Annotated in this window: 20 protein-coding genes, 2 pseudogenes and 1 riboswitch; of the genes and pseudogenes, 3 read left to right on the top strand and 19 right to left on the bottom strand. The window is 71.4% G+C overall.

The window, feature by feature from the left end; all coding sequences use genetic code 11:
* Window positions 1–8: 8 nt before the first annotated feature.
* The 5 genes from TU30_RS06725 to TU30_RS06705 all read right to left on the bottom strand — a co-directional run bounded on the left by TU30_RS06725 (window position 9) and on the right by TU30_RS06705 (window position 5,504).
* A complete protein-coding gene (locus TU30_RS06725; protein ID WP_042165849.1) occupies window positions 9–1,211 on the bottom strand; it encodes a lipoprotein in 1,203 nt (400 codons plus the stop codon).
* Between the two features lie 64 nt (window positions 1,212–1,275).
* Complete coding sequence (locus tag TU30_RS06720) at window positions 1,276–2,289, bottom strand: NlpC/P60 family protein (RefSeq protein ID WP_042165848.1); 1,014 nt, start codon at window positions 2,287–2,289, stop codon at window positions 1,276–1,278.
* Between the two features lie 186 nt (window positions 2,290–2,475).
* Window positions 2,476–3,543, bottom strand: coding sequence for a C40 family peptidase (locus tag TU30_RS06715; protein WP_042166573.1), 1,068 nt, complete (start codon window positions 3,541–3,543; stop codon window positions 2,476–2,478).
* 306 nt (window positions 3,544–3,849) lie between these two features.
* The gene (locus TU30_RS06710; RefSeq protein ID WP_042165847.1) at window positions 3,850–5,199 is read right to left on the bottom strand and encodes an NYN domain-containing protein; all 1,350 of its coding nucleotides are present in this window, start codon (window positions 5,197–5,199) and stop codon (window positions 3,850–3,852) included.
* Window positions 5,200–5,264: 65 nt separating this feature from the next.
* Complete coding sequence (locus tag TU30_RS06705; protein WP_042165845.1) at window positions 5,265–5,504, bottom strand: hypothetical protein; 240 nt, start codon at window positions 5,502–5,504, stop codon at window positions 5,265–5,267.
* A 156-nt stretch (window positions 5,505–5,660) separates the two neighbouring features.
* Here TU30_RS06705 and TU30_RS06700 point away from each other — a divergent pair, with 156 nt between their 5' ends.
* Both TU30_RS06700 and TU30_RS06695 read left to right on the top strand, forming a co-directional pair.
* On the top strand, window positions 5,661–6,395 hold the full coding sequence (locus TU30_RS06700; RefSeq protein ID WP_042165843.1) for a rhomboid family intramembrane serine protease: 735 nt from the start codon (window positions 5,661–5,663) through the stop codon (window positions 6,393–6,395).
* On the top strand, window positions 6,392–6,673 hold the full coding sequence (locus TU30_RS06695) for an Lrp/AsnC family transcriptional regulator (protein WP_042165842.1): 282 nt from the start codon (window positions 6,392–6,394) through the stop codon (window positions 6,671–6,673). Before TU30_RS06700 ends, TU30_RS06695 begins: the two co-directional genes overlap by 4 nt.
* An 85-nt stretch (window positions 6,674–6,758) precedes the next feature.
* On the opposite strand, the gene TU30_RS06690 is transcribed toward TU30_RS06695, so the two are convergent.
* From TU30_RS06690 to TU30_RS06665, 6 genes are all read right to left on the bottom strand, one after another.
* Window positions 6,759–8,174, bottom strand: a complete 1,416-nt coding sequence (locus tag TU30_RS06690; protein ID WP_078878151.1) for an aminotransferase class V-fold PLP-dependent enzyme — start codon at window positions 8,172–8,174, stop codon at window positions 6,759–6,761.
* A 203-nt stretch (window positions 8,175–8,377) separates the two neighbouring features.
* A riboswitch (SAM riboswitch) is annotated at window positions 8,378–8,494 on the bottom strand.
* 109 nt (window positions 8,495–8,603) lie between these two features.
* Window positions 8,604–9,668 carry an anthranilate phosphoribosyltransferase gene (trpD, locus tag TU30_RS06685; protein WP_042165839.1) on the bottom strand — a complete coding sequence of 355 codons (1,065 nt, stop codon included), beginning with the start codon at window positions 9,666–9,668 and terminating at the stop codon, window positions 8,604–8,606.
* A gap of 197 nt (window positions 9,669–9,865) precedes the next feature.
* Window positions 9,866–11,527, bottom strand: a complete 1,662-nt coding sequence (locus TU30_RS06680) for a ubiquinol-cytochrome c reductase cytochrome b subunit (RefSeq protein ID WP_042165838.1) — start codon at window positions 11,525–11,527, stop codon at window positions 9,866–9,868.
* Entirely contained in the window at window positions 11,524–12,582 is a 1,059-nt protein-coding gene (locus TU30_RS06675) for a ubiquinol-cytochrome c reductase iron-sulfur subunit (protein WP_042165836.1), read from the bottom strand. Before TU30_RS06675 ends, TU30_RS06680 begins: the two co-directional genes overlap by 4 nt.
* Complete coding sequence (locus tag TU30_RS06670) at window positions 12,579–13,391, bottom strand: c-type cytochrome (protein ID WP_042165833.1); 813 nt, start codon at window positions 13,389–13,391, stop codon at window positions 12,579–12,581. The genes TU30_RS06675 and TU30_RS06670 overlap by 4 nt, the downstream gene beginning before the upstream one ends.
* Window positions 13,392–13,470: 79 nt before the next feature.
* Window positions 13,471–14,082 carry a heme-copper oxidase subunit III gene (locus TU30_RS06665; RefSeq protein WP_042165830.1) on the bottom strand — a complete coding sequence of 204 codons (612 nt, stop codon included), beginning with the start codon at window positions 14,080–14,082 and terminating at the stop codon, window positions 13,471–13,473.
* A 201-nt stretch (window positions 14,083–14,283) separates the two neighbouring features.
* Here TU30_RS06665 and TU30_RS06660 point away from each other — a divergent pair, with 201 nt between their 5' ends.
* Window positions 14,284–14,685, top strand: coding sequence for a hypothetical protein (locus TU30_RS06660; RefSeq protein WP_042165827.1), 402 nt, complete (start codon window positions 14,284–14,286; stop codon window positions 14,683–14,685).
* A 29-nt stretch (window positions 14,686–14,714) separates the two neighbouring features.
* Here the strand turns inward: TU30_RS06660 and TU30_RS06655 are convergent, their stop codons facing one another.
* The 8 genes and pseudogenes from TU30_RS06655 to TU30_RS06620 form a co-directional block, all read right to left on the bottom strand.
* On the bottom strand, window positions 14,715–15,974 hold the full coding sequence (locus TU30_RS06655; protein ID WP_042165825.1) for an Ig-like domain-containing protein: 1,260 nt from the start codon (window positions 15,972–15,974) through the stop codon (window positions 14,715–14,717).
* 173 nt (window positions 15,975–16,147) lie between these two features.
* A complete protein-coding gene (locus tag TU30_RS06650; protein ID WP_042165821.1) occupies window positions 16,148–16,546 on the bottom strand; it encodes a cytochrome c oxidase subunit 4 in 399 nt (132 codons plus the stop codon).
* Complete coding sequence (gene ctaD / locus TU30_RS06645; RefSeq protein ID WP_042165819.1) at window positions 16,543–18,273, bottom strand: cytochrome c oxidase subunit I; 1,731 nt, start codon at window positions 18,271–18,273, stop codon at window positions 16,543–16,545. The genes TU30_RS06650 and ctaD overlap by 4 nt, the downstream gene beginning before the upstream one ends.
* Window positions 18,274–18,523: 250 nt before the next feature.
* Window positions 18,524–18,844 (bottom strand): annotated as a pseudogene (locus TU30_RS33755) (hypothetical protein); the annotation flags it as partial.
* Window positions 18,845–18,921: 77 nt separating this feature from the next.
* On the bottom strand, window positions 18,922–20,823 hold the full coding sequence (locus TU30_RS06635) for a DUF2264 domain-containing protein (protein WP_042165815.1): 1,902 nt from the start codon (window positions 20,821–20,823) through the stop codon (window positions 18,922–18,924).
* Window positions 20,820–21,123 (bottom strand): annotated as a pseudogene (locus TU30_RS33750) (NAD(P)-dependent oxidoreductase); the annotation flags it as partial. The gene TU30_RS06635 and the pseudogene TU30_RS33750, both read right to left, overlap by 4 nt.
* Before the next feature lie 138 nt (window positions 21,124–21,261).
* Window positions 21,262–22,080: a hypothetical protein gene (locus TU30_RS06625; RefSeq protein ID WP_042165811.1), complete on the bottom strand. Its 819-nt coding sequence runs from the start codon at window positions 22,078–22,080 to the stop codon at window positions 21,262–21,264.
* Window positions 22,077–23,342, bottom strand: coding sequence for a glycosyltransferase family 4 protein (locus TU30_RS06620; RefSeq protein WP_042165808.1), 1,266 nt, complete (start codon window positions 23,340–23,342; stop codon window positions 22,077–22,079). The genes TU30_RS06625 and TU30_RS06620 overlap by 4 nt, the downstream gene beginning before the upstream one ends.
* Between the last annotated feature and the right edge of the window lie 17 nt (window positions 23,343–23,359).

Below are 23,359 nucleotides of genomic sequence, written 5' to 3'. Positions count from 1 at the left end.
CCCGCGCCTCAGTCGAACTGCTCGCGCAGGTACTCCTGCCACTGCGCGGTGAACTCCTCCGGCGTGGTGCCGAGGACGCGCCGCGTCGCGTCCTGGACCGCGCCGTCCCGCTGCCCGTGCGCGCCCACCGCCCGGTAGAACGCGCCGAGGCGTTCCTCGCCCCAGCGCTCGGCGACGAGGCGGCAGGCCATCCAGCCGCTCTCGTAGGCGCGGGCGAGGCCGTCGGCGTCGTCGGTGAAGCCGAAGTCGTCGTCGGCCGGCAGTCCGGCGGGCACCTCGCCGCGGCTCACCGCGCGGGCGAGTTCCGGCGCCGCCTCGGCCGGGAGGCGGTCGCCGCCCCGGTGGCCGACCCAGTCGGCGAAGCCCTCCGAGAGCCACAGCGGGGTCGCGGCGGTGGTGTGGGCGCGGGTGGCGACATGGGTGGTCTCGTGGGTGACGACGACCTGCCGGCCCGGGTCACCCAGCATCCCGAAGGCGTCCGGGTTGACGATGACGCGGTCCGCGGGCGCCTGCGCGTCGCTGCCGGTCTCGCCGGTGGTCACGGCCGCGATCCCCCGGTAGGAGGAGGCGGGCGAGCCCAGCAGTCCCGCCATGTCCTCCAGGGACCCCGGGACCAGGACGACGACGCGCCGCGGCCAGTCGGTTCCCCACGCGTCCGACACGGCGGGCACCGCGTGGTCGGCCAGTGCGGCGTGGTCGCGCAGCTCGGCGTCGGGCCGGCCGACACCGAGTACCAGGCTCCGTTCGCCGTGCACGGCGCGCACCGCGCCCTGGTCCCACAGCTGGCGGCCGGACTTCCCGGCGGGCCGGTCGGAGTCGACGGACCACCGGCCGTCCTCGTCCCGGCTCAGTCGGAGGGTGCGGGCGGTGGTGACGGGGGCCCGGTCGTAGCCTTCGACGCGGTACCCGAGGTCGGCGGTGGCGGTGGCGGTGGCGCCGGTGCGGTGCACGTCGGTGACCCGGTAGCTCCAGTCGGCCAGGGGCACCTCGCTCAGGCTGTCGTACCCGGCCCGGGTGCCGGTACGGGCGTAGGCGGCGGCGTCACGGCCGAGGACGGCGTCGGCCCGCCGGTCGAGCAGCGCCTGCACCTCGGCGCGGACGCCGTCGGCGGTCGGCCCCCGGCCGCACGCGACCAGGGCGACGAGCAGGGAGACGAGCAGCAGACACTGCGCCGCCACCGGCACCCCGGGCACCCGCCTTCGACCAGCCACCCTTGTGAGGGTACGGCCGCCGGGCCGCCCGGGGCAGCCCGCCCCGGCCCCCGCCCGTCCCGCTTCAGACCCGCGTGACCGACGAGACGGGCATCATGCCGACCGGGTCGTAGCGCACGGGGGCGCCGGGGTAGGGGGCGTGGATCACTTGGCCGTTGCCCGTGTACATGCCGACGTGGCTGCCGTCGGGCCGGTAGACGACCAGGTCGCCGGGCCGGGCCTGGTCGAGCGGGACCTGTGTGCCGGCGTGGCGCTGGGCCTGCGAGGTGCGCGGGAGGGCGATCCCCGCCTGCGCGTACGACCACTGCATCAGGCCGGAGCAGTCGAAGCCGGAGGGTCCGTTGGCGCCCCAGACGTAGGGCTTGCCGAGAGCGGAGCGGGCGGCGGCGACGGCGGCTGCCGCGCGGCCGGAGGCGGCGGCGCCGTCCGGGACGGGCGGGCCGCCGCGGCCGGAGCGGGCGCTCCGCCCGTGCGCGGCGCGTTCGTCGTCGGGGAGGGTGTCGAGCAGCCGCCGGGCCTGGGCGAGTTTGCGTTCGACGGTCTTCTTGTGGGCGGCGACCGCCTTGCGGCTGCGGTCCAGCTCGCCGAGCTTGCGGGAAGCCTCCGCGCGGTCCTGGTCCAGGGAGCGCACCGCCTCCCGGAGTGCCCTCAGCTCACCGGCCTGGCGGGCGGTGAGACGGTCGAGCACCGAGGCCCGCTCGAGGTAGTCCTCGGGGTCGTCGGAGAACAGCAGCGCGAGGGACGGGTCGAGCCCGCCGGAGCGGTACTGGGCGCCGGCCAGCGAACCGAGCGACTCCCGCATGGTGTTGACGCGCTCCTGCTGCCGGGCGATCTCGTCCCGGACCGCGTTGACCTGACCCCGCAGGGTGTCCGCGCGCTCGTCGGCCTTGTTGTACGCCTCGGTCGCCCGCTCTGCCTCCTCGTAGAGGCGGTCCACCGCGGCCCTCGGGTCTTCGTGCGGGGCGGCCGTGGCCGGTACGGCTCCGAGGGCGGCTGCCGCCGCGGACAGGAGACCGACGGTGACGGTGGTGCCCCGGCCGGGGCCGGGGGACGGTTCAAGGCGGCGATGGGACCCCACGGGGAACCGCGCTCCTTCCGCTGGCGGACAAGAAACGCGGGAGACAGTAGCCGTGGGACGGGCGGGCGACCAACGCCCTCGGCGGCCACGCACGGTGACGCCCCGCCTCCGACGCAGGTCGCAGGCGGGGCGTGGGGCCGGTCGGCGGTGCCGCGATTCCCCCGAACGGGGGCACGCGGCACCGCGTCAGACGCGGACGCCGAACATGAACGGGCCGCCGATGGTGTTCATCGACTCGTAGCGGACGACGGTGCCGCTGCGCGGAGCGTGGATGATCTGGCCGTTGCCCGCGTAGAGACCCACGTGGTGCAGGTCGTTGAAGAAGAAGACCAGGTCGCCGACCTGGAGCTGGCTCTCCGAGTAGATCTTGGTGCCCGCGCCGGTCTGCGCCTCGGAGGTGCGCGGGATGGCGACGCCGGCCTGGGCGTAGGCCCAGGAGGTCAGACCCGAGCAGTCGTAGGAGGACGGGCCGGTGGCGCCGTAGACGTACGGGGAGCCGAGCTTGCTCTGGGCGGCGGCGAAGGCGGCGCCGGCGCGGCCGGATCCGCTGCCGACCGGGGCGGAGCTGCCGGTGTCGGTGCTGGTGGCCTTGAGGACCTCCCGCTCGCTGGCGCGGGTGGCGCGCTCCTCCTCCTCGGCGAGCTGCGCCTTCTCCTCGGCGGTGAGGGTGTTGAGCAGCTTCTGCGCGGCGCCGAGCTTGCTCTGGACCTCGGTCTTCTTCTTGCCCAGTTCGGTGCGGGTGGAGGCGAGGTCCTCGAGCTTCCCGGAGGCTTCGGAGCGCTGCTGGGCGAGCTCGCGCTGCTTCTCCTGGATCTCCTTCAGCGCGTCGACCTGCTGGGTGCTCAACTGGTCGAGGGCGGACGCCTTGTCGAGGTAGTCGTCCGGGTCGGCGGAGAGGAAGAGCTGGATCGAGGGGTCCATGCCGCCGCTGCGGTACTGGGCGCTGGCCATCGAACCGAGCCCGTCACGCAGCTCGTTGAGCTCCTGCTGGCCCTTGGCGACGTTGTCCTGGATCGTGGAGATCTCCTTCTGGAGCTTCTCCTGCTTCTCCTTGGCGCCGTTGTACTTCTCGGTGGCCTGCTCAGCCTGCTCGTAGAGCTTGTCGACCTTGGCCTTCACCTCGTCCTTGCTCGGCTTCTCGCTGGGGGCCGCGTTGGCGGCCTGCGAGCTCAGGACGACGGCAGCTGCGGCAGCGGTGGTGAGCACAGTGACACGTGCCCGGTTCGGCTGCTTGGGACGACGGTGGGACGCCACGGAGGCGAGCTCCTTCTTCCTCCAGCCGCCTACCGACACGCCGGTGGGCGGGGCCTCCGCCGTCGCCACCCCATGTGAACGATCAACCGAGCGGAGGTTCGAGGACTGACCCTAGTGATTCTCTTGTGATCACTTCAAATCCCCGGACGTGAATTCTCGGCCACATCGGGTTTCTTTGCCATCAACTCACCTGCGGTGATGCCGCACTGACGCTGCGTTGCGCCGTTATCGCGCCAATCCGGGCAATCGACAGGTACGTTGCGGTTGGGGTATACGTTCCCGATGGGGCGTACCGCGCTTTGCGGCCTACGCCCGGGAGAAGCGCCTCAGCAGGACCGCGGACGCGACCGGGCGGGCGCCCGCCCTGGCCACTCCGTCGGCGACCTCGCGGTCGGTGGAGACGACGATGACGGGCCGCCCCGGCGGCTCGGCGCGGACCAGCTGGCGGATCAGCTCGTCGGCGGTGACCCCCGGCTTGGAGAACAGCACGCGCACCCCGCGCGGCGGCGCGAGTAGGACGGGGGCGGCCAGTTCGGCCCCGTCGAAGACGCAGGTGACCTCGGCACCGGTCTGCGCGGCGAGCTGGGCGAGCTGGCCCAGGAGCCGCAGGCGCTGCTTCTCCAGGGGCATCTGGGGATAGCCGGTCTTGGTGACGTTGTAGCCGTCGACGACGAGATGCGCCTGCGGCAGCGCCAGCAGCTGGTCGAGGACGGCCGGGTCGTCCTCGGACAGCGCGCGGGCGGCGATGTCCTTGGGCGTCATGCTGCCGGGCTCGACGGCGTCCACGGTCTCGGCGGGCCGGACGGACACCGGGGGCAGCGCGAGCTCGCGGCGGAGCCCCTGGGCGGCGTCCAGCACGGTGTCCAGGAGCAGCCGCACCCGCATGTCCTCGACGCTGCGGCCCTCACGGGCGGCCCGGCGGGCGGCCTCGAGGGCGGCCTCGGACTCGCCGAGGCGCGCCTTGAGCCGCCGGGACTCGCTCTCGGCGGCGGACAGCTGGACCTGCCCGTCGGCGCGGACGGCGTCCATCTCGCCCTGCAGTTTGCGCAGTGCCGCCGCACCGCGCTTGACGTCGCTGAGCGCGGACCGCAGCTTGCGGTGCAGGGAGTCCGCTTCCTTCCTGGCCGCTTCCAGGTCGGTGCGCAGCCGCTCGGTCTCGGCCCTGGTGTGCTCGCGGGCGCGGGCGAGTTCGCCGCGCAGCCGCTCCAGCTCGGCGCGGGTCTCGTCGTCGGCGCGCTCGGCGTCGGCACGCTGGGCCTCCTCGCCGGCGGCGGTCACCAGTTTCGCCCAGCCGGGCGGCCGCATGACGTAGGCCGCGGCCGCCACGTCCAGCGGGTCCGCGGCCGGGGGCGGGGAGCCTGATTCGAGGACGCCGGCCAGTTCCGGCTGGGCCTCTCTCAGCTGCTCCCCGATGCGCCGGCGGAACAGCGGGTCGGTCTCCAGGGCGGCCGCCATCGCGTTGCCGGCGAACTTGGCGCGGCGGCTCGGGGTGAACCGGACGTACTGCCTGAGCTGGGCGGGCAGCTCGGAGACGGTCAGTCGACCGAAGCCGTCGGAGACGATCCGGACCACCCGGCGGCGCACGCCCTCGGGCAGCGGACGGTCGAACACCTCGGCGGTGCCGTCCTCCGGCCCTCCGCCCGCGGTCTCCACCATCCGTCACACCCCCATGCCTGTGTCCGACCCCGCGCACGGGGTCCCCTGGGCGGGGCCCGCTCCCCTCAGGAGCCGGCGCCCGGCCTGTCGACGAGTTCCACCTGGTCCACGGCGTTGCACCAGCGGCAGCGCACCGACTCGATCGTCTCACCGAGGACCTCGCGCTCCTCCACCTTCGGCTCCCCGGCGAGATCGAGGTGGACGTACTCCACGACCTTGGACGAGCGGGTCACGTCGAAACGGGTGAGGTTGCCGCAGAGGGTGCAGCGCCACCGTGTCGAGGCAGTCGGCAGGGGAACCGTCATCGTGGCTGTTCGCCTTCCTTCCAGTGTCCGTGACGCGCCGGGCACCCGGCGCGTGTGGCACGTAACCCTACGGCCTGGCAGGTCTTCGCCGCCCGCCCGTCCACGGCGGCGAGGCGGTCTGTATGGTTGCGTCCGGTTACGCCATGCTCTGTGTCCATGATCCGCAACTGGGGCGCGACGGTTTCCGGGGCACTGAAACGCCCCTCGGCGCCGGTGACCCACACCCTCATCGCCGCATGCTGCCTGGTCTTCCTGATCGGTCCGGCCTCGGGGCTCGATCCGGGGTACGGGACCGGGGACGAGCTGCTCGCCGCGCAGCGCGGCTACTTCCGCCACTGGGGCGTGATCCCCGCAGACGTGTTCGAGGGATCCCTCTGGAGCGTTCTCACTCCCGCCACGGCCCTGTTCGTCCACGGCAGCTGGGTACATCTGCTCGGCAACATGCTCTTCCTCCACGTCTTCGGGACGATGACCGAGGCACGGATGGGCCACCTGCGGTTCTTCCTGTTCTACGCCGGCTGCGGCTACCTCGCCCTGCTCGGGTACGCCGCCGCCAACGCGGACGCGACGCAGTCCCTGGTCGGCGCCTCGGGGGCGATCTCGGGGGTCCTCGGCGCGTTCCTCTTCCTGTTCCCCCGGGCGCGGGTGACCAGTCTGCTGCCGTTCCTGTTCTTCCTGCCGGTGCGCTTCCCCGCCTGGGTGGTGCTGCCGTTCTGGGCGGCACTGCAGTGGCTGGCGGCGGGACGGGCCTCCGACGGGCCGGGGGTGGCGTACCTGGCCCACCTGGTGGGCTTCGTGCTGGGCTTCTGCTGGGCGTGGGTGCGGTCCACGGCGGCGACTACAGTGAGGACGACCCCAGCTCCGGCCCCCGAGGGAGAGAACCAGCAGTGATCACCGCGATCGTCCTCATCAAGACCAGCGTGGACCGGATCCCCGAGATCGCGGAGCGGATCGCCGCGCTGGACAGTGTCAGCGAGGTCTTCTCCGTCACCGGCACCTACGACCTGATCGCCATGGTCCGGGTCAGGGAGCACGAGGACCTGGCGGAGGTCATCCCGGGCCGGATCAACAAGATCCCGGGCGTGGAGGGCACGGACACGCACGTGGCGTTCCGTACGTACTCGCAGCACGACCTGCAGGCCGCGTTCGCGATCGGTCTGGACAGCTGAGCGGGCCGGCCCGAGGCGCCCGGGCCGCCCGGTACGGCAGAGGGGGCCGCGGGGGGACGCACGGACCGGGGCGGGCGGCCGGGGCTCAGGCGGAGGTGTCCGGCACGCGGCGGCCGTCGGCCTCGCGGTAGCTCCAGCGGGCGCCGCCGCGCACGAGCTCGCGGACGGCGCGGACGAAGCGCTCCACGTGTTCGTCCGGTGTGCCCGCGCCGAAGCTGACGCGGACCGCGTGGAGAGACGTCTCGCCGGGCGCCGTCCCGGGGGCGCCGCACTCGCCCTGGTCCTGCGGATCGCCGCCGAGCAGGACGCGCAGCAGCGGGTGGGCGCAGAACAGTCCGTCCCGTACGCCGATGCCGTACTCGGCGGAGAGGGCCTCGGCGAAGTGGGAGCTGTTCCAGCCGTCGACGACGAAGGAGAGCACGCCGACGCGCGGCGCGCCGTCCCCGAACAGCGAAAGGAACCGCACCTCGGGCACGTCCGCGAGCCCGTCCCGTACGGTGCGGATCAGCCGCTCCTCGTGGGCGGCCAGCGCGCCGAACCCGGCCTCGCCGAGCGCCTTGCAGGCCGAGGCGACGGCGTGGGCGCCGATGACGTTGGGCGAGCCGGCCTCGTGGCGGGCGGCGCCGTCGTGCCACTGGACGTCCACTCCCCCGTCAGCGCGCCGGGCCACCCTGCGGCTGGCGCCGCCGCCCGCGAGGTAGGGCTCGGCCCGGCGCAGCCAGTCGGCGCGGCCGGCCAGGACGCCGGTGCCGAACGGGGCGTACAGCTTGTGCCCGGAGAAGGCGACCCAGTCGACGTCCAGCTCGCGCAGGCTCACCGCGCGGTGCGGGGCGAGCTGGGCGGCGTCCAGGACGATCCGGGCGCCGTGCGCGTGGGCGGCGGCGGCCAGTTCCCGTACGGGCCACAGCTCGCCGGTGACGTTGGAGGCGCCGGTGACGCAGACCAGGGCGGGGCCGTGGGGGTCACGGGCGGCGAGGGCGTGCTCCAGGGTCCTTACGGCCTGCTGCGGGCTGCCCGGGGCGTCGAGGAGGGTGACGCGGGCGCCGCGCCAGGGCAGCAGGGCGGCGTGGTGCTCGGTCTCGAAGACGAAGACCCGGCAGTCGTCGGGGAGCGCGGCGGCGAGCAGGTTGAGCGAGTCGGTGGTGGACCGGGTGAAGACCACCTGGTCCTGCTCGCGGCAGTCGAGGAATCCGGCGACGGTCCTGCGGGCGTTCTCGAACAGCTCGGTGGAGAGCTGGGAGAGGTGGCCGGCGCCGCGGTGGACGCTGCCGTAGTACGGCGCGTACGCGGCCACGTCGTCCCACACGCGCTGGAGCGCCGGGGCGCTGGCGGCGTAGTCGAGCGCGGCGTAGGTGACCTCCCCGCCGGTGACGAGCGGAACGGTGACGTCCCGGCCGAGCACGGGCAGCGGGGCACAGCCGGACGGGGCGTCGGCGTCGGCGTCGGCGTCGGCGTCGGCGTCGGGAACGGCGGAGAGGGGGGAAAGCGTGGAAACAGACATGGCTGGACTCCCGTGGCAGCAGGCGGAATCACCACGCGGGCACACACGGCTCGAGCGTGGGAGAAGACGAGGAGGAATCTGCGGAGGCGGGGCTCTGCGGCCTGGAAAGGCCCGTCAGAAGCGCCCTAACGCATTCGCTTGCTCAACGGAAGGCTCCCTCGAACGACCAGGACCCCTGGTGTCTCACTCGATCGAGTGCGAGGGGTCCGCGCTTGCCGCGAGCCCTGCTGCTCACGGCCTGGTCCTCACCCGGGGCACCCCGCCACGGACGGAGGGTTGCCGGACAGCCGGCCGGGGCCTGATGGCTGTCGCTCATGACCTGGTCCCACATCTTGCCACACGGGCCTGCGGCACGCGCAAGGCGCGGTCCGGCTCCTGGACGGACCGGACCGCGCCCTCACACCTGCCGTACCGCTCGTACGCGGCTCGTCACGCGTTGCTGGCCAGCACCCAGCGCTCCAGAACCCGCCGGGCGGCGCCCGAGTCGACCGATGCGGCGGCCTTGGCCATCCCGGCCCGGATCTGCTCCGCCAGCGTCCCCGTGCCCGGCTCGAGCGCCACCAGCGCCGCCGCCGAGTTCAGCAGCACCGCGTCCCGCACCGGGCCGCGCTCGCCGTCCAGGACCCGCCGGGCGACCTCCGCGTTGTACGAGGCGTCGGCGCCGCGCAGGGCCTCCAGGGGCACGGGCTCGATGCCGACGTCGCGCGGGTCGAAGCGCTCCTCGGTCACCTCGCCGTCCCGGACCACCCACACGGTCGAGGGGCCGGTGGTGGTCAGCTCGTCGAGGCCGTCGTCGCCGCGGAACACCAGCGAGGAGTGGCCGCGCCCGGCGAACACGCCGGCCATGATCGGAGCCATCCTCCGGTCGGCGACCCCGACGGCCTGGGCCCTGACCCGGGCCGGGTTGGCCAGCGGGCCGAGGAAGTTGAACACCGTCCGGATGCCCAGCTGTCCTCGCGCGGCGGCCACATGGCGCAGCGCCGGGTGGAACTTCACCGCGAAGCAGAAGGTGATCCCGGCCTCCTCGGCGACCTCGGCGACCCGCTGCGGGGTCAGCTCCAGGTTGACGCCGAGCTTCTCGAGGACATCGGAGGCGCCGGACGCGGAGGAGGCGGCCCGGTTGCCGTGCTTGACGACCTTCGCCCCGGTGCCGGCGACGACGACGGAGGACATCGTGGAGATGTTCACCGTCCTGGCGCCGTCGCCGCCGGTGCCGACGATGTCGACGGTCTCGCCGGGCACCTCGATGCCGATGGCGTGGTCGTACATCGCCCGGACGCAGCCGGTGATCTCCTCGACCGTCTCGCCCTTGGCCCGCAGGGAGACGGCGAACCCGGCGATCTGCGCGTCGGTGGCCTCACCACGCATGATCAGGTCCATCGCCCAGGCGGTGTCGTCGGCGGACAGGTCGTGGCCGTCGAGCAGACCGTTCAGCAGGGCGGGCCAGGAGCGGCCCGCCGCGGTGTTGCCTCCTGCGGGGGTCACAGCGCTCATCGGCCGCTCCTGGGTCCTCGACGTCCTCGGCAGACAGATGGGTCTTCGACGGACGGATGGCTGGGGTTCCGCCACCACCCTATCGACCCCGGGGCACGGCGAAGGGCCCCCGTCCGGTCCTCGGACGGGGGCCCTTCGCAGTCGTGTGGCGACTTGGCCGCCTGCCGCCTGGGAAGGCGGTTGAGGCGGTGAGGGGATCAGTGGTGGCCGTGGCCGCTCGTGATCTCCTTGTACTCCTCGACGGTCGGCTTCGGGATCTGGGACTCCTCGCCGTAGTAGCCCTTGCTGAGCTTGGCGCGCAGCTTCTCCAGCGGCTTCACCTTGCGCTCGACTCCGTTCTCGTCGACGAGCGGGCCGAGCTCGGCCGGCTGGTACTGCTCGTGCGCCGTGAGGGTGTGCAGCTGCTCCTGGCTGAGCGGCTCGTGGACCTCGATGAACTCACCGTGCGGCAGGCGCTTGATGATGCCCGACTCGCGGCCGTGCAGCACCTTGTCCCGGTCCCGGCGCTGGAGGCCGAGGCAGATCCGCTTGGTGACGATGAACGCGACGACCGGCGCGACGAAGAAGGCGATACGCACGAACCAGGTGATCGCGTTGATCGACAGGTTGAAGTGCGTGGCCCACAGGTCGTTGCCACCACCGACGAGGAGCACGAAATACCAGGTGATCCACGCGACACCGAAGGCGGTGCGCGTCGGGGCGTTGCGCGGGCGGTCCAGGATGTGGTGCTCGCGCTTGTCGCCGGTGACCCAGGACTCGATGAACGGGTAGACCGCGATGGCCACCAGCACCAGCGGGAAGATCATCAGCGGGACGAACACACCCAGGACGAGCGTGTGACCCCAGAAGTTGATCTCCCAGCCCGGCATCACACGGATCAGGCCCTCGGAGAAGCCCATGTACCAGTCGGGCTGGGCTCCGGTGGAGACCATGTCCGGCCGGTAGGGGCCGATGTTCCAGATCGGGTTGATCGTCGCGATCGCCGAGACGGCGGCCAGCACGCCGAAGACCAGGAAGAAGAAGCCTCCGGCCTTCGCCATGTACACCGGCAGCAGCGGCATGCCGACGACGTTGTTGTTGGTCTTGCCGGGACCCGCGAACTGCGTGTGCTTGTGGTAGAAGACCAGGATCAGGTGCGCCACCACGAGGCCGAGCATGATGCCCGGCAGCAGCAGGATGTGGACCGAGTAGAACCGGGCGATGAAGTCGTCCCCCGGGAACTCCCCGCCGAACAGGAAGAACGCGATGTACGTGCCGACGATCGGCACGGACAGGATCGCGCCCTCCATGAAGCGGATGCCGGTGCCGGAGAGCAGGTCGTCCGGCAGGGAGTAGCCGGTGAAGCCGGTGAACATGCCGAGGACGAACAGCAGGAAGCCGAACAGCCAGTTGATCTCACGCGGCTTGCGGAACGCTCCGGTGAAGAAGACGCGCATCATGTGCACGAACATGCCGGCCAGGAACACCAGCGCGGCCCAGTGGTGGATCTGCCGGATCAGCAGACCGCCGCGGACGTCGAAGCTGATGTCGAGCGTCGACTTGTAGGCCTCGCTCATCAGCTGGCCCTGCATCGGGATGTAGCTGCCGTGGTACTCCACCTCGTTCATCGACGGGTGGAAGAACAGCGTCAGGTACACACCCGTGAGGATGATGACGAGGAAGCTGTAGAGGCAGATCTCACCCAGCATGAACGACCAGTGGTCGGGGAAGATCTTGCGCATGTTGGCCTTGGCCAGGGAATAGATCCCCAGCCGGCCGTCGGCCCAGTCGGCGACCCGTTCGCCGGCCGGGGCCTTCCCGCGGGAGCGGCCCGGCCCGTCGGCGCCGGACGGATTCGTGGTGCTGGTCGTGGTACTCATCCGCGCTCCCAGAATGCAGGACCGACGGGCTCCTCGAAGTCGCCGAGCGCCTCGAGATAGCCCTCGTCGTTCACACCGATGCGCAGCTGCGGCAGGGCGTGACCGGCGGGACCGAAGATGACCCGGGCCCCGTCGGAGAGGTCGAAGGTGGACTGGTGGCAGGGGCACAGCGCGTGGTGCGTCTGCTGCTCGTACAGGGAGATCGGGCAGCCGACGTGGGTGCAGATCTTCGAGTACGCGACGATGCCCTCGTGCGACCACTCGAGCTCGCGCTTGTCCTTGATGTCCTCCGGCTGGATACGGACGATCATCAGGGCGGCCTTGGCGATCTCGTTCAGGAACCCGTGCTCGTGCTCGTCCAGGCCCTCGGGCTTGGCGAAGGTCAGCGAGCCCACGATGATGTCGGACGGCCGCATGGGCTCGTTCGTGTTCATGTTGATGAGCAGCTTGCCCTTGGCCCACAGGGTGTGACGGAGCGAGGTGCCGGGCAGCGGCCCGAGGTCGCGCAGCAGGACCACTCCGGAGAGCGGGAACAGGGCCAGCGCGCCGAACATCGTGTTGCGGATCAGCTTGCGCCGTCCGAGCACCGACTCCTTCGCGCCCTGGCGGAAGTCGTCCATGACCTGCTCACGGACCTCCGGCGACGCGGAGACCGGGTGCCGCTCGTCGGCGATCTCGTGGTCCGACATCAGCGTGCGGGCCCAGTGGACCGCGCCGGCGCCGATGGCGAACAGGGCGACGCCGAGGGTCATGCCGAGCGCGAAGTTCAGCGCGCTGATGTGACCGAGCGGGAAGATGTAGACGGACGCGTCGACCGGGATCGTCACGAACGAGGCGATGAAGCCGACGGTGGCCAGCATCGACAGCGTGAACAGGAGGGCGACCGTACGCTCGGACCGCTTGGCGGCCCGCTCGTCGATGTCCTGGACACGCGGCTCGTGGGGCGGCAGCCCCGGGTCGGCGAACGGGTTCTTCTCGTCCGCGACGCGCACCGCGCCGTACGCGGTGTCCTGCCCTGCGGGCAGCTTCTCTTCGGGAGTCTCTTGGCTACTCATGACTTCCTGGCCTTTGCGGTCCGAGCTGCGACCCAGACGGCGACCGCGATCAGCGCGCCGAGGCCGAAGACCCACGCGAACAGGCCCTCGGAGACAGGACCGAGCCCGCCCAGCGACAGCCCGCCGGGGTTCACGCTGTCATCGCTGTTGACCGTCTTGACGTAGGCGATGACGTCCTTCTTGTTCTGCTCCGACAGCGAACCGTCGGGGAAGGAAGGCATGTTCTGCGGGCCGGTCAGCATGGCCTGGTAGATGTGCTTGGGGTCCACGTCCTCGAGGTTCGGGGCGTACTTCCCGTGCGTGAGCGCACCGCCCTTGCCGGTGAAGTTGTGGCACTGCGCGCAGTTGTTGCGGAACAGCTCACCGCCCTTGGCGATGTCGGCGCCCTCGGGGCCGTACTGCTCCTCGGTGGGGACGGCCGGGCCTGCGCCCAGGGAGGCGATGTACGCCGCCAGCTGGTCGATCTCGGCCTGGGTGTAGACGGCCTTCTTCTTCGGAAGCTGCGCGGCCTGCGAGGTGGCGGCCGGCATACGGCCGGTGGCCACCTGGAAGTCGACGGCCGCCGCGCCCACGCCCACCAGGCTGGGGCCGTCGCTGGTGCCCTGCCCACCGGTGCCGTGGCAGCTGGCACAGCCGACCGCGTAGAGCTTCTTGCCCTCCTCGATGGTGAGGGATTGGGCGGTTTCGTCGGCCTGCGCCTTGCTCGCGGGTGCGAACACGGCGTACAGCCCCCCGGTACATGCCAGCGCGAGGAGCAGAACGACGAGCGCCGCCAACGGGTGGCGTCGTCGTGCGGAGAGCTTTTTCACGGATTACCCCGGTGTCAGGATCTTCTGCGTCGATGCTTCTGGTGGGTGCGCTTCTTCGAGCGCGCGGATTCGGGTCCGCCTACTTGATCATGTAGATCGTGGCGAAGAGGCCGATCCAGACGACATCGACGAAATGCCAGTAGTAGGACACGACGATGGCCGCCGTCGCCTGGTCATGGGTGAACCTCCGAGCCGCGTAGGTCCGGCCCAGGACGAGCAGGAAGGCGAAGAGACCGCCCAGCACGTGCAGGCCGTGGAAGCCGGTGGTCAGGTAGAAGACCGAGCCGTAGGGGTCGGAGGAGAGGGACAGGCCCTCGTGCTTGACCAGCTCGGTGTACTCGATGACCTGACCGCCGATGAAGACCGCGCCCATGATGAACGTGACGATGAACCACGCCCGGAGCTTCTTCACGTCACCGCGCTCGGCGGCGAAGACGCCGAGCTGGCAGGTGAGGGAGGAGAGCACCAGGATCGTGGTGTTCGTCAACGCGAACGGGAAGTTCAGCGTGTCGGCCTTCTCCGACCAGAAGTCGGGGCCGGTCACCGATCGCAGGGTGAAGTACATCGCGAAGAGGGCCGCGAAGAACATCAGCTCGGAACTCAGCCAGATGATGGTTCCGACGCTGGTGAGGTTCGGTCGATTGACCGACGGGTGCGCGTGCCCGGTGTCTACTGTCGTTGCTGTCGCCACGCCGACATTATGTCGGTCGCTTATCCCGCCCTCACCCCGGGGGGTGCTGTTCGGAGTGTCCGCCCCTCCTGTACTGCCCGGATGGCCCATCGAAGCGGTGTCCGAACCAGTGTTGACAAGCTGCCGGAAGGGGTAGCATCCGCGCCATCGGCACCACTGGTGCCCGACGATGCCGTGCCCCCTCACAAGCGTGGAGGAACAATGCAGGCGACCGCCACGGTGCTGGTCTACAGCGACAATTCCGGCACCCGGGAGCAGGTGCGGCTCGCCACCGGCCGGCGGCCCGCCCCGGACGTGCCCGTCGTGGAGTTCGTGGAGTGCGCGACCCTCCCGGCCGTCCTCAAGGAGCTGGAGCGGGGCGGGATCGACGTCTGCGTCCTGGACGGCGAGTCGACTCCCGTGGGCGGCATGGGCGTGTGCCGGCAGATCAAGGACGAGATCTTCCGGTGCCCGCCGGTGCTGCTGCTCATCGGCCGTCCCCAGGACGCCTGGCTGGCCACCTGGAGCCGCGCGGAGGCCGCCGTGACGCTGCCGGTGGAGCCGGTGGAGTTCGCCTCGGCCCTCGCCTCCCTGCTGCGCGAGAAGCACGCCCTGAACGCTTAGGGCCTGTCCTGGAGCCTGCCGGCCGGTGCTCACACCGACTGGGGGCGCAGGCGTGCCTTCTCCTCGGAGGTGGAAGCGGTCCCGGTGCCGCCCGTCAGGGCGCTGCCCTCGCGCCACTGGTCCCAGCTGAGGTTCCAGTCGCCGAAGCCGTTGCCGAACGGTTCCATGGTGTCGCCGTCCGAGTTGACGACCTCGACGAGGTCGCCCTGGCCGAACGTGTCGAAGAACCACTCGGCGTCGCCGGTGCTCATGCCCACGCAGCCGTGGCTGACGTTGGCGTAGCCCTGGGAGCCGACGGACCAGGGGGCGGCGTGCACGTACTCGCCGCTCCAGGTCACCCTGGTGGCGAAGTGGACCGGCATGTCGTACGACTCGGAGGAGCCCTCGGCGATGCCTATGCTGGTGCTGCGCATCCGTACGAGGCGTTCCTTGGCGAGGACGACCTTGACGCCGTTGCGGGTCTCGAAGCCGGGCTTGCCGGCGGTGACGGGGATCGTCCTGATCTCCTCGCCGCTCTTGTAGACCTTCAGCCGGTGTGCCGCGACGTCGGCGACGGCTATGACCCGGTCGCCGGTTCTGAGGGTCAGTGACGCGGTCCTGGTGCCCCTCAGCCGGTCGCCGATCCGGATGCCCTCCAGGTTGCTGCGCATCCTGACGGTGGCGTTCTCGGGCCAGTAGTCCTTCGGGCGGAAGTGGAGCAGCTTGTCGTCCACCCAGTGCCAGGCGCCGTCCGCCGCGGGCGTGGAGGACACCTTCAGGCCGCGTTCCACGACGGCGCGCTGGGCGGGGTCCCGGACCGGCGCGGTCAGCTCGGCGGTGAGCGGCTGGCCGACGCCGTAGGTGCCCCTTCCGGGGCCGAAGGTGACCCCGAGGCTCTTGGCGGCGGCGGGCTTGCCGGTGGTGAAGGTGAGGACCTTGCGGCCCCGCGCCCCGTCCTCGTCCTCGGTGCTGACCCGGACCGTGTAGTCGGCGTCGGCGGCGAGCGGGGAGGTGCTGTGCCAGCGGCTGCCGTCGGCGGCGAGTTCGCCCGCCACGTGGCGGCCCGCGGCGTCCACGGCCGTGACGTCGGTGATGTGCTCGTCGGAGTCCTCGGCGCCGAGCTCCAGGGGCTTGTCGGGGTCGGCCTTCTTCCCTTCGGAGGGGCCGCTGAAGCTGATCCGGTCCGTCGCGTCATAGGGCTCGGCGGACAGCGGATCGCCGCCGGAGGAGCAGCCGGTGGCGCCCGCGCCCAGGGCGATCACCAGCAGCGCGCAGCCGACGGCAGTGCGGTTTCGCGGATCACGTCTCATGAGCTCACGCTAGGAAGACTCGTCAACTGCGGCGCGCTGGAGGACTCGAACGAGTGACACGTATTGCGGCAGACGCGGCAGACACGACGCAGGGCCCGGACCCTCCTGAAGGAGGGTCCGGGCCCTGCGTCGTGTCTGCCCCACGTCCTGCGGGTGCGTACCGCCGGCGCGTACTACTGGGTGCGGTTCTCACCGCGGTAGTACTCGAAGACCCAGCCCCAGAGGCCGAGCAGGATCAGCGGTGCCGCGAAGTACATCAGCCACCAGCCGACGGCGACGGACAGGAAGGCGATCGCGCCGCCCAGGCCGAGACCGAGCGGCTGCCAGCTGTGCGGGCTGAAGAACCCGACCTCGCCGGCGTCGTCGGCGACGTCCGCCTCCTTGTCGTCCTGGGGGCCCACGTCGACCCGCCGGGCGGTGAAGCCCAGGTAGAAGCCGATCATGATGCTCAGGCCGAAGGCCAGGAAGAGGGCCGTGGTGCCGACCGGCTCCTTCGCCCACACGCCGTAGACGACTGCCACGGCGAGCAGGAAAGCGCTCAGCCAGATGAACATCTTGCCCTGGATCTTCACTTGCCGGCCTCCTTGCCACCGGAGAGGACCTTCTCACCGTGACCGGTGTTCTCGAGCTGGTCGAGCGCGGCGATCTCCGGGTGGTGCAGGTCGAACGCCGGGGATTCGCTGCGGATCCGCGGCAGAGAGGTGAAGTTGTGCCGCGGCGGCGGGCACGACGTCGCCCATTCGAGCGAACGGCCGTAGCCCCACGGGTCGTCGACCTCGACCTTCCTGCCGTACTTGGCCGTCTTCCAGATGTTGTAGAGGAACGGCAGCATCGACATGCCGAGCAGGAACGAGGCGATGGTGGAGACCGTGTTCAGCGCGGTGAAGCCGTCGGCGGCCAGGTAGTCCGAGTAGCGGCGCGGCATGCCCTCGGCACCCAGCCAGTGCTGGACCAGGAACGTGCCGTGGAAGCCGGCGAACAGCGTCCAGAAGGTGATCTTGCCGAGCCGTTCGTCGAGCATCTTGCCGGTGAACTTCGGCCACCAGAAGTGGAAGCCGGCGAACATCGCGAAGACGACCGTGCCGAACACCACGTAGTGGAAGTGCGCCACCACGAAGTACGAGTCGGTGACGTGGAAGTCCAGCGGCGGCGAGGCCAGGATGACACCCGTCAGACCGCCGAAGAGGAAGGTCACCAGAAATCCGGCGACCCAGAGCATCGGTGTCTCGAAGCTCAGCGACCCCTTCCACATGGTGCCGATCCAGTTGAAGAACTTCACCCCGGTCGGGATCGCGATCAGGAAGGTCATGAACGAGAAGAACGGCAGCAGCACACCCCCGGTGGCGTACATGTGGTGCGCCCACACCGTCACCGACAGGCCCGCGATCGCGATGGTCGCGCCGATCAGACCCAGGTAGCCGAAGATCGGCTTGCGGGAGAAGACCGGGATGATCTCGGAGACGATGCCGAAGAACGGCAGCGCGATGATGTACACCTCGGGGTGGCCGAAGAACCAGAACAGGTGCTGCCAGAGCAGCGGACCGCCGTTGGCCGCGTCGAAGACGTGCGCCCCGAACTTGCGGTCCGCCTCCAGGGCCAGCAGCGCCGCGGCGAGCACCGGGAAGGCGAGCAGTACCAGCACACCGGTCAGCAGCACGTTCCAGGTGAAGATCGGCATGCGGAACATCGTCATGCCGGGAGCGCGCATGCAGATGATCGTGGTGATGAAGTTGACCGAACCGAGAATGGTGCCGAACCCCTGGAAGGTCAGACCCATGATCCACAGGTCACCGCCCAGCCCGGGCGTGCGCGCCGAGTCCGTCAGCGGGCTGTAGGCGGTCCAGCCGAAGCTGGCCGCGCCGTTCGGGGTGAGGAAACCACTGAGCGCGATCAGTGAGCCGAACAGGAACAGCCAGTAGGAGAACATGTTCAGCCGCGGGAAGGCGACGTCGGGCGCGCCGATCTGGAGCGGCATGATCCAGTTCGCGAAGCCGATGAACAGCGGGGTCGCGAACATCAGCAGCATGAGCGTGCCGTGCATGGTGAACGCCTGGTTGTACTGCTCGTTCGACACGATCTGTGTACCGGGACGGGCCAGTTCGGCGCGCATGACCAGCGCGAGGATGCCGCCGAAAATGAAGAACGCGAACGACGTCACCAGATACAGCGTGCCGATGGTCTTGTGATCGGTCGTGGTCAGCCATGCGACGACGACCTTGCCGGGGCGCCTGCGCCGGACCGGCAGCTCGTCCTCGTAGGAGCCCGACTCGACCGAGTCCGACGCGCTGTGAACCGCCACTGTTCCGCTCTCCTTCTGTGGGGCCGGATCTCTACCCTCGGGGAGGATCTCGTAAATGCGCCCGCCCGTGTGAGACCCGGACCCGCCCGGCGTGTCACGCTAAGCATTCACTTCATCGCACATTGTGGCGCGGTGGGCGGGGGACTCGCGCGTCCCGGTGGGGCCCTCCGGACGCACCGGGGCCCGTACCCGAGCGGTACGGGCCCGTCGCCCGGCGCGGTGGCCCAGGGGCGGTGGCGCGGTGGGACCACCGGTTGATCGCGAACGGGGAGCCGGGTTCGATCAGCACCTTGCCCTCGGCCGAACCGGTGACGGTGACGTCCGTCGGGGTGGCGCTGCCGCGGGCGCCGCCCATGGCGAGGACGCCGGACCCGTTGGTGGACCTGTCGACCGTGACGTTGCCGATCCGGACGTCCGGCACGGCGCCGCCGGTCTCGAACTGGATGCCGTCGTACGTGGAGCCGTGGATGCCGGTGTCGCGGATCATCACCCCCGGAGTGTCCGGCGCCTGTGCGAACAGGGGGACGGCGCCGAACTCCTGGTCCTCGTCCCGGAAAACCCCACCGGTACGGGCGGCGGGGGCGCCGCCCTCCCGGACGGCGCCCCCGCCCTGCACCGATTCGACGCGGACCCGAAGCCCGCACCCGGTCACCGGTCCGTGTGGCCGACCCCCACCGGGTCGAACGAGATCCGGGTGCGGGATCCGTTGCCGTCCCACACGACCTCGACCGTGTCCCCCTCGTCCACCCGGACTTCCCGGACCGCCTCCGACAAGGGCCGCGGGCCGGGCTCGGCGGTCAGACTCGCCAGGCTGACGTGCACGGACGTGCCGTCGGACCGGCCCGTGAGCCGGGGCACCAGGGCCCAGCGGGTGAAGGCCGTCCCCTGAGGAGCGCGGACCGGGTCCGCGGCGGAAGCGTCCCAGCCGTGCAGACCGTGCAGGGACGAGGACAGCGGCTCGTCGGGGCCGGTGGCCCAGCCTGTGTGCGTGACGAGGGAGTCCGCCGGCGCCCCCACCACCCGGTGCACCCGCAGTTCGTGCCGGCCGAGGGCCACCGTGACGCTCTCCACCCGCAGACCCGGCACCATCGGCGGGCCGTCGGCGAACACCGGCCGGTGCCAGGAGGCCGCCCAGCCCCACCCGTCTCCCTGCCCGGCGCCCAGCGGGTGGACTCGGCAGCGCACACTGGGCCGGCCGCCGACCACCACGGACAGGTGGTTGTCGGCGATGTTCCCGGTCGCGGTCGGGCCGGTGCGGGTCGAGTAGGCCTGGCGCCCGTAGTGCGGGTCGTCCTCGGCCGCCGTCTCCGCCCGGTGCGGGCCCACATGGTGGCTGCCGTGGTTGTGCAGGCGGGCGATTCCGTCGGCACGGGTCGTCTGGAGAAGCAGTCCTGGTGCGGGGAGGGCGAGCACCCGGTCGCCCTCCTCCACCGGCGCGGGCTCCTCGCGGTCCGTCCAGAGGGCGTGGCCGGCGGGAGCGAGCAGCGCGACGAACGCCTTCGACGCCCAGTACGGGGACGCCGGGCCCGAGTAGGTCTGCAGCACGGCGTCGTGCGGACCGTGCCAGCCGGGGCTCAGCAGCCCGTCGCCGGTCAGCGCACCCCGGTCCAGGAAGTGGCGCAGGCTGCCGTCGGCGATACGGCGCGAGGCTCCCGGTGTCAGCGGGCTGTGTCCGGTCACCGCGCCCAGTGCGACGGCCGAGGCGGCCGCGAACCGGTAGGTGAGCGACCGCCCGTAGTGCATCGGAGCCCCGTCCGCTCCGAACATCAGGGCGAATCCCTCGAGATGGGTGCGCAGCCGGGAGCCGTAGTGGGCCAGGGCGTCGGCGTCGCCGCAGAGATGGGCGTCGAGGACCGGGTAGAGGTGCAGGGCCCAGCCGTTGTAGTGGTCGAAGGCCCGCACGTCCCCGTCGGTGTACCAGCCGTCCCCCTGGTACCAGCTCTCGAGGAGGTCCACCGCGCGCCGCCGGGCCGCGGCCGTCTCGCTGTCGCCGCGGCCGACGGACTCCAGGAACCCTGCGACGGTGTACGGGAAGAGGTACCAGTTGTTGGGCGCGGGGGTGCGCCGCAGAGCACCCCGCAGCCACTCCTCGGCGCGGTCCTGCACACCGGGGTCGAGGCTGTTCCACAGCCAGGGAGCGGTCAGGCGCAGCCCGAGGGCGACCGACGCCGACTCGACCATGGGCTGGCCCTGCACCGTGAAGTCGAGGATCAGCGGCCAGGACTCGGTGTCGTCACGGCCCGGGGTGCGGGTGCCGGCGGCGAGTCCGCTCGCGTAGCGCTCGAGCCACCCGTGGGGGTCGTCCCCGTCCGCACCGGCCACACGGAAGGCGGCGGCGAGGAACGTCCTCGCGTACCCCTCGAGGCCGTCGGAGCGCACGCCCGAGCGGGAGGGCCGTCCCGGCAGGTCCAGCAGGGCGTGGCCGGGGGTGCTCCAGCGCCAGGCCGCGGTGAGGAGGCCGTCCGCGGCGGCCTCCCAGTGGGCGCGGGTGTAACCGGTGTACGGGCTCAGGTCGCGGTTCTCCGGGAGCGGTTCGAAGGGGGTGCTCATGCGAGGAAGGCCAGCCTTTCGCGTCGTACGGGATGGAGGAAGCCGTCGCCGGCGGCCCAGCGGGCGATCTCCGCGAGTGCGAGATCGGCCAGGCGGCGCAGCTCGTTGCCCTGGGAGCCGGCGAGGTGGGGGGGTGAGCAGGACGTTCTCGCAACTCCACAAGGGGTGTTCGGGCGGCAGGACTTCGGGTTCGGTGACGTCGAGCACGGCACGGATACGCCCGGCGAGCGCCGCGTCGGTGAGCGCGTCCTGGTCGACGACGGCGCCACGGGCCGTGTTGACGAGCACGGCGCCGGGCCGGTCGGTGAGGTGGTGCACCACGGAGTGGGACAAGTTGCCCGCCCCGCGTAGCCGCCGCCGACGACTGGGATCTCCCGCGTGGGACCTCTGCTCCTCGTCCGTCACCGCCTGGACGGACGAAGGTGGACGGTGGCCGGTTCAGTGCACGGCGGTCACCTCGACGGCGAGGTCGTTGTCGACGGTGTAGTACGGGCGCACGGCGGCTTCGCCGACGGTGAGCGCCGGGTACACGCACACCGTCTTGCGGTCGGCCACGTCGTCGAGGAATCGGCCGATCCGGACCAGTGGGGCGTCGGCCGCGGGCCGCAGGAAGACGTCCCAGACCTGGTCGCGGGGCACCCCGCCGGACAGTTCCCCCAAAGGTGCGGTGAAGGAGAAGGCGCCGCCCTCGGTCCGCAGCGGGAAGGAGCGCGTGGTGCCCCTGTCACTGCGCAGCCGGAGCAACACGGTGGCCCCGTCGGAGAGTTCGGCGCCGTGCAGGCGCGCGTGGACCGTCATCGCGCCGTCCGCGAGGTCGAGGCGGCCTGCCTCGGCGTGGGCGGTGCGCAGCCAGGCCCGCACCGCGAGGAACCCGTCCTTCGTGGCGTAGGGCACCCGGACGGCCACCGGGGACGGCCACACGCGCAGGTTTCCGTCGACGAGGGCGCGCAGGTCCCGCAGGCCGGGGCGCAGCCGTTCCCGCACGGCGTCCGTTTCCCTCATCAGGTACGCGTCCCAGCGGCCCTCGGCGAGGGCGGGCAGCGGTTCGAGCACCGCGCCCAGGTCGCCGTCGTCGCCGTGGGGTTCGAGGTCGAGGAGGTGGGTCGGCTGTTCCGGCGCGTTCTTCTTCGGTCTCGGCACCAGGGCCAGCCGGGGGCGCCCGGCCGGGTGCAGTGCGACGCGGAAGGCCGTCCGGCCGTCGGCGTCGACCGTGCAGTGGGCGCGCGGTGCACCCGTGTCCTGTGCGGCGGTGCTCATCGACGTCCCTTCCGGAGGGTGCGCAGCGCCTCGGAGGCGGCGGCGAGGGCGAGGTCGGCGGCGGCGTGGCCCTGGCCGGACAGGGTCCGGTGGGCCCGGCCCTCCTGCGGTGCGGAGCACCCGCCGGTGCTTCTGGCCGCCACGGCCTGCCCCGCGAGGCGTTCCGCCTGCGCCACGACGGGCCCGGGGGCGTAGCGGCGGGCGTTCTCGAGGGCCGCCCTGCCCATGCGGCGGCGGCGTTCGTCGTCACCGACGAGTTCCAGCAGGGCCGCGCCGAGGGCGTCGGCGTCACCTACGGGCACCAGCCGACCGTCGACGCCGTCCTTGATGATCTCTCCGGGTCCGTAGGGGCAGTCGGTGCTCACCACGGGCAGTCCGCAGCGCATCGCCTCGACGATGGTCATGCCGAACGGCTCGAAGTTGGACGCGGCGACCCCGAGGGAACCCTTGACCCACTCGGCCTCCATCGGGGTCGCCGCGCCCATGAGGAAGACGTTGTTCCACAGGCCGAGCGACTCGATCAGGCGGCGCAGCGCGGCCTGCTCCTCGCCCTTGCCGTAGATGCGCAGCTGCCAGTCGGGGTGGGCGGCGGCGACCCGGGCGAACGCGCGGATGATCAGGTCGTAGCGCTTGACGGGGACCAGCCGGCCGGCCGTGACGACCACCTTGGCGGTGCCGTCGGCGGCGGGCAGGACGGGATCGGGGACGCTGTTCGGCAGGGCCTCCACCCGTACGCCGGGCAGCCGCATCTTGCGCCGGTAGGAGTCGGCGTCCGCCTCGGTGACGGTGGTGAGCACGTCGAGGCGGCGGTAGGCACGGCGCAGCGCGGTGCGCAGCCGGGGCGGGTGGTTGTCCAGGGTGAGGTGCTCCTGGCCGACCCGTGCGACGTGCTCCGGGGCCTGGAGTGCGAGGTGCACGTTGAGTCCCGGCCGGGTTCCGATGACCACGTCGGCGTCGATGGACCCCAGGCACGCGGCGATCCGCTGGTCCGTCAGCTCGCTGTACTGGTGGTAGCGGTACTCGGCCGAGGGGAACACCTTGGCCGGTATCCGGTGCCGGGGGTCGTCCTTCTCCTGCCTGAGATCCACCAGGTGCCGGAGCCTCACATCGGGGTGCGGGGTGAGGTTCGGGTGCTCCCGGTGCCGCAGCACGGAGACGATCTCCACGTCGTGCCGTTCGGCCAGCGCGGCGGCGAGGTTGAACGTGGTGGTGATCGTGCCTCCGATGCCATAGGCGTTGTGGATCAGGAAAGAGATCTTCATGGCGTACTAGACCGCTC

The sequence above is a fragment of the Streptomyces sp. NBRC 110035 genome (assembly GCF_000829695.1).
Taxonomy (GTDB): domain Bacteria; phylum Actinomycetota; class Actinomycetes; order Streptomycetales; family Streptomycetaceae; genus Streptomyces.
Note: the sequence above shows the minus strand (reverse complement) of the source record. Positions and strands in the feature narration are given on the sequence as shown.

Bases quoted from the DNA above. Each gene is read 5' to 3' on its own strand.
- TU30_RS06705 (WP_042165845.1), bottom strand. From the start codon at position 5,504: ATGACGGTTCCCCTGCCGACTGCCTCGACACGGTGGCGCTGCACCCTC.
- TU30_RS06660 (WP_042165827.1), top strand. From the start codon at position 14,284: ATGCAGGCGACCGCCACGGTGCTGGTCTACAGCGACAATTCCGGCACC.
- TU30_RS06710 (WP_042165847.1), bottom strand. From the start codon at position 5,199: ATGGTGGAGACCGCGGGCGGAGGGCCGGAGGACGGCACCGCCGAGGTG.
- TU30_RS06635 (WP_042165815.1), bottom strand. From the start codon at position 20,823: ATGAGCACCCCCTTCGAACCGCTCCCGGAGAACCGCGACCTGAGCCCG.
- TU30_RS06625 (WP_042165811.1), bottom strand. From the start codon at position 22,080: ATGAGCACCGCCGCACAGGACACGGGTGCACCGCGCGCCCACTGCACG.
- TU30_RS06700 (WP_042165843.1), top strand. From the start codon at position 5,661: ATGATCCGCAACTGGGGCGCGACGGTTTCCGGGGCACTGAAACGCCCC.
- TU30_RS06655 (WP_042165825.1), bottom strand. From the start codon at position 15,974: ATGAGACGTGATCCGCGAAACCGCACTGCCGTCGGCTGCGCGCTGCTG.
- TU30_RS06620 (WP_042165808.1), bottom strand. From the start codon at position 23,342: ATGAAGATCTCTTTCCTGATCCACAACGCCTATGGCATCGGAGGCACG.
- TU30_RS06675 (WP_042165836.1), bottom strand. From the start codon at position 12,582: ATGAGTAGCCAAGAGACTCCCGAAGAGAAGCTGCCCGCAGGGCAGGAC.
- TU30_RS06690 (WP_078878151.1), bottom strand. From the start codon at position 8,174: ATGTCTGTTTCCACGCTTTCCCCCCTCTCCGCCGTTCCCGACGCCGAC.
- trpD (WP_042165839.1), bottom strand. From the start codon at position 9,668: ATGAGCGCTGTGACCCCCGCAGGAGGCAACACCGCGGCGGGCCGCTCC.
- TU30_RS06680 (WP_042165838.1), bottom strand. From the start codon at position 11,527: ATGAGTACCACGACCAGCACCACGAATCCGTCCGGCGCCGACGGGCCG.